Annotated in this window: 1 tRNA gene, 2 rRNA genes and 2 pseudogenes (1 of these 5 cut by a window edge); all 5 read left to right on the top strand. The window is 56.1% G+C overall.

Annotation, left to right across the window (positions count from 1 at the left end):
* Positions 1-2,636, top strand: a 23S ribosomal RNA gene (locus P3C39_RS25930) (it extends 186 nt beyond the left edge of the window).
* Between the two features lie 266 nt (positions 2,637-2,902).
* A 5S ribosomal RNA gene (gene rrf / locus P3C39_RS25925) occupies positions 2,903-3,017 on the top strand.
* A gap of 154 nt (positions 3,018-3,171) precedes the next feature.
* A tRNA-Met gene (locus P3C39_RS25920) sits at positions 3,172-3,248 on the top strand.
* Positions 3,249-4,128: 880 nt separating this feature from the next.
* Positions 4,129-4,394 (top strand): annotated as a pseudogene (locus P3C39_RS25915) (type II toxin-antitoxin system ParD family antitoxin).
* A 3-nt stretch (positions 4,395-4,397) separates the two neighbouring features.
* Positions 4,398-4,708 (top strand): annotated as a pseudogene (locus P3C39_RS25910) (type II toxin-antitoxin system RelE/ParE family toxin).
* The last annotated feature ends 292 nt before the right edge of the window (positions 4,709-5,000 follow it).

The following is a 5,000-nucleotide window of genomic DNA, read 5'->3' as shown; positions in this document are numbered from 1 at the left end:
TGTGGTTTCCAAGTATCGATAATAGGTAACTTACCCTGAATACATAGGGGTAAAGTGGCGAACGCGGGGAACTGAAACATCTAAGTACCCGTAGGAAAGGACATCAACCGAGACTCCGGAAGTAGTGGCGAGCGAACCCGGACCAGGCCAGTGGCGATTGAGAGACAAGCGGAACCTTCTGGAAAGTAGGGCCATAGTGGGTGACAGCCCCGTACGCGTAATGCAATCAATCGTCCTCGAGTAAGGCGGGACACGTGAAATCCTGTCTGAAATTGGGGGGACCACCCTCCAAGCCTAAGTACTCGTGCATGACCGATAGCGAACTAGTACCGTGAGGGAAAGGTGAAAAGCACCCCGACAAGGGGAGTGAAAGAGTACCTGAAACCGATTGCCTACAAACAGTGGAAGCCCAAGGTTCGTCCTGGGTGACCACGTACCTTTTGTATAATGGGTCAGCGACTTAGTGTGACGAGCAAGCTTAAACCGCTAGGTGTAGGCGCAGCGAAAGCGAGTCTGAACAGGGCGTTCAGTTCGTCGCATTAGACCCGAAACCGAGTGATCTAGCCATGAGCAGGTTGAAGGTAAGGTAACACTTACTGGAGGACCGAACCCATAACTGTTGCAATAGTTCGGGATGACTTGTGGCTAGGGGTGAAAGGCCAATCAAACTCGGAAATAGCTGGTTCTCCGCGAAATCTATTTAGGTAGAGCGTCGACCGAATACCCCAGGGGGTAGAGCACTGGATGGGCTAGGGGTCCTCACCGGATTACCAAACCTAACCAAACTCCGAATACCTGGGAGTACTAGTCGGCAGACACACGGCGGGTGCTAACGTCCGTCGTGAAAAGGGAAACAACCCTGACCTACAGCTAAGGTCCCCAAGTTATGGCTAAGTGGGAAAGGATGTGAGGATCCCAAAACAACCAGGATGTTGGCTTAGAAGCAGCCATCATTTAAAGAAAGCGTAACAGCTCACTGGTCTAAATAAGGGTCTTTGCGCCGAAAATGTAACGGGGCTAAAGCCATACACCGAAGCTTAGGGTTTGGTCCGCAAGGGCCAAGCGGTAGCGGAGCGTTCTGTAAGCTGATGAAGCCATACCCGTGAGGGGTGGTGGAGGTATCAGAAGTGCGAATGCTGACATGAGTAACGTAAGGGGAGTGAGAGACTCCCCCGCCGAAAGACCAAGGGTTCCTGCTTAAAGCTAATCTGAGCAGGGTTAGCCGGCCCCTAAGACGAGGCGGAAACGCGTAGTCGATGGGAACCACGTTAATATTCGTGGGCTTGGAGGTAGTGACGGATCATTGAGGTAGTCCAATCTTATCGGATTGAACGGGCTGCTGCGTGGTTCCAGGAAATAGCTCCTCCTTATAAACCGTACCCGAAACCGACACTGGTGGTCTGGTAGAGTATACCAAGGCGCTTGAGAGAACTATGCTGAAGGAACTCGGCAAATTGCACGCGTAACTTCGGAAGAAGCGTGACCCTTTTCTACGCAAGTAGAGGAGGGTGGCACAGACCAGGGGGTAGCGACTGTTTATCAAAAACACAGGGCTCTGCGAAGTCGCAAGACGACGTATAGGGTCTGACGCCTGCCCGGTGCTGGAAGGTTAAGAGGAGGGGTGCAAGCTCTGAATCGAAGCCCCAGTAAACGGCGGCCGTAACTATAACGGTCCTAAGGTAGCGAAATTCCTTGTCGGGTAAGTTCCGACCTGCACGAATGGCGTAACGACTTCCCCGCTGTCTCCAGCATAGACTCAGTGAAATTGAATTCCCCGTGAAGATGCGGGGTTCCTGCGGTTAGACGGAAAGACCCCGTGCACCTTTACTATAGCTTTACATTGGCATTCGTAGTGGCATGTGTAGGATAGGTGGTAGGCTTTGAAGCCTGGGCGCCAGCTCAGGTGGAGCCACCCTTGAAATACCACCCTTATTACTATGGATGTCTAACCGCGGCCCGTTATCCGGGTCCGGGACAATGTATGGTGGGTAGTTTGACTGGGGCGGTCGCCTCCTAAAGAGTAACGGAGGCGCGCGATGGTGGGCTCAGAACGGTCGGAAATCGTTCGCTGAGTGCAATGGCATAAGCCTGCCTGACTGCGAGACTGACAAGTCGAGCAGAGACGAAAGTCGGTCATAGTGATCCGGTGGTCCCGCGTGGAAGGGCCATCGCTCAACGGATAAAAGGTACGCCGGGGATAACAGGCTGATGACCCCCAAGAGTCCATATCGACGGGGTTGTTTGGCACCTCGATGTCGACTCATCGCATCCTGGGGCTGGAGCAGGTCCCAAGGGTATGGCTGTTCGCCATTTAAAGCGGTACGTGAGTTGGGTTCAGAACGTCGTGAGACAGTTCGGTCCCTATCTGCCGTGGGTGTAGGAATATTGAAAGGATCTGTCCCTAGTACGAGAGGACCGGGATGGACGGATCTCTGGTGGACCTGTTGTGGCGCCAGCCGCATAGCAGGGTAGCTATATCCGGACGGGATAACCGCTGAAGGCATCTAAGCGGGAAACCCACCTTAAAACGAGTATTCCCTGAGAACCGTGGAAGACGACCACGTTGATAGGCCGGGTGTGGAAGAGCGGCAACGCTTGAAGCTTACCGGTACTAATAGTTCGATCGGCTTGATCGTTCTCATTCCTTATGCCCATCTGACAAAGTCAGATGGTCTGTTCTCACTCACGCTTGTTCCGCCCTGCGGGCGGCGCTACGTGAGTGCGGCGCATCAGCGCCGACGGTCGACCTTGCGAAGCTTCGCTTCGAAAGGCGCCAGACCAAGAACCGTAAAGGCACACAAAGACCAGCGAACAGCCCCGAGAGGCACCCGACAGCTCCGCTGCCGATGTCTCTTTGTGCGCCTTCGCTCAAAAGCTTCTCGAACAACGTGCGTTTTGCCGACCTGGTGGTTATGGCGGAGCGGCTGCACCCGATCCCATTCCGAACTCGGCCGTGAAACGCTCCAGCGCTGATGGTACTTCGTCTCAAGACGCGGGAGAGTAGGTCGCTGCCAGGTCTGCCAAACGCACGTTGATCTCACATCCAAATCGGATGGAGAGAAATCTTCTCTTTATGAAATGGCCCGCCAAGGGATCACGGGCCGCGTAAGCGGCCCTTTCATTTGGTCAGCCATATACCTATCTGTAGGCCTCGGCTTACACAAAAATTGACGCGGGGTGGAGCAGCCCGGTAGCTCGTCAGGCTCATAACCTGAAGGTCACAGGTTCAAATCCTGTCCCCGCAACCAAATTCAAAAAAGCCCGCCATCGTGCGGGCTTTTTGTTTTGTGCTGTGCTGTGCTGCCGGCCTGTCATCAGGCGCCCGCAACCAGCCAAGCCAAGCCGCCAGACAGAAAACGCAAATCCTCTCCCCAAAACCAACATCAAAAACAGCCCGCCAGCCACAAATGCCCGCGCGCCGTTTTGATATGCGGCTGGGGTGGCCATCGATCTGCCCAGGCTCAGGCCCCCGAAAGCGAAGCCGAAGCTGCGGGACAAAAGAACCAAATCCCGTCCCGCAAACCAAACTTCACTAAGCAACAGCCCGCCTGGCATCAGCCGGCGGGCTGTTCGCGTTCAAGGGACAATGGTGCCGGCAAGCGGCAGTCCTCGGCGCACAAAGAGGACTCAGCCGACAAGGTACGACAACAAACAAAGCCTCAACAAAACAGCCCGCAGCCCGCGGGCCGTTTGCGTTTGGGGGACTGGCAAGTGAAGCGCCAGGCCGCCGCCATGGCCGGATCAACCGAATCGGAGGCGGAAAAGACAAAGCCATCCGATCCTCGTGCCAGGCATCGGTGATGCCGGTGATGATTTGCAATCAAATACGAAATGAATTTGGTCGGGGTGGTGTTCTATTCAGCCGGCTTTTGTGGCCACCCTCGACCATGACAATGACTGATGGCCGCGAATATCGACCTGCATGTGAATCCTCGATCGCGCCGGCGGCCGGTGTGTCACGCCGCAATAGCCGCAAGTGCCGTTGGTCGAGCGGCCTGGGGGCGTTGAAGCGATGCCTCGATCATGCCGAATCAAAGCGAAGGGCGATTCTCTGCGGATGAGTCACGCGAGGTAAGGCGTGGCCGAATCGGCGCCAGATTCGGGATCGCTCCCCGCAGGAGGTTGCCAATGCCAAATTACGCTTTGAATGACCACTACGAGAGCTTCATCAGGAAGCAGCTCGAATCAGGCCGCTACAACAATGCCAGCGAGGTTGTCCGCGCGGGCCTGCGCATGCTCGAGGATTTCGAGGCGGAGCGGGAGAAATGGCTGCGCGACGAGATACCGGGGCGTCTGGCTGAACTCCGGCAGGATCAACGAAGGGCATCCCTGCCGACACGGTCTTCTCCCGGCTGGAGGCGCGTCATCGCTCCAAGCAGGCGGAAGCCAAGTAGGGGATGGAGTATCGGATTGTCTTCCACTCCAAGGCCGAGTCGGAGCTGGAGCAACTCTACGATGACCTAGCCGGACGTGCGTCGCCGGCGATCGCCCGGAATTTCATTGCGGGTATCCGTGACCATTGTCTCGGCCGTCGACTTTTCCACAGCGGGGCACCGAGCGGGTCGAGATCATGCCGGGGTTGCGGATTGTTGGCTATCGCCGCGCCGTCAGCATTGCCTTCGCCGTCGAGGGTGGGCGGGTGCTGATCCTGGGCATCTTCTACGCTGGCCGGAACATCACGCCGGAATTGCTCGAGAACCGGCTCTAAACGGCGCTTCGGTGAAGAATTGCTCTGCAGCCATCGAGGCGCGACGGGTGCGATGGCACTCATCAGCGCCTCGAGCTCGGGACGCATCACAGGGATGGTAGGCGCTAGAACGCCGCCCACAATTCAGCCAAGCCAACTCATGAATTTCGGCCCGGTGCATATCTCTACGAGAAATCGAAAAAACATTCTCGATGTGTGTTGACAGTTGTCGTTGGTGGCGACTATATACGCCTCACGAACGAGGGCGGCTCGCCGCTGGCGACGAAGAAGTTTGCTTCTAAGCCTGCCCTTA

Source organism: Mesorhizobium sp. XAP4 (assembly GCF_029269325.1).
Taxonomy (GTDB): domain Bacteria; phylum Pseudomonadota; class Alphaproteobacteria; order Rhizobiales; family Rhizobiaceae; genus Mesorhizobium; species Mesorhizobium ciceri.
Note: the sequence above shows the minus strand (reverse complement) of the source record. Positions and strands in the feature narration are given on the sequence as shown.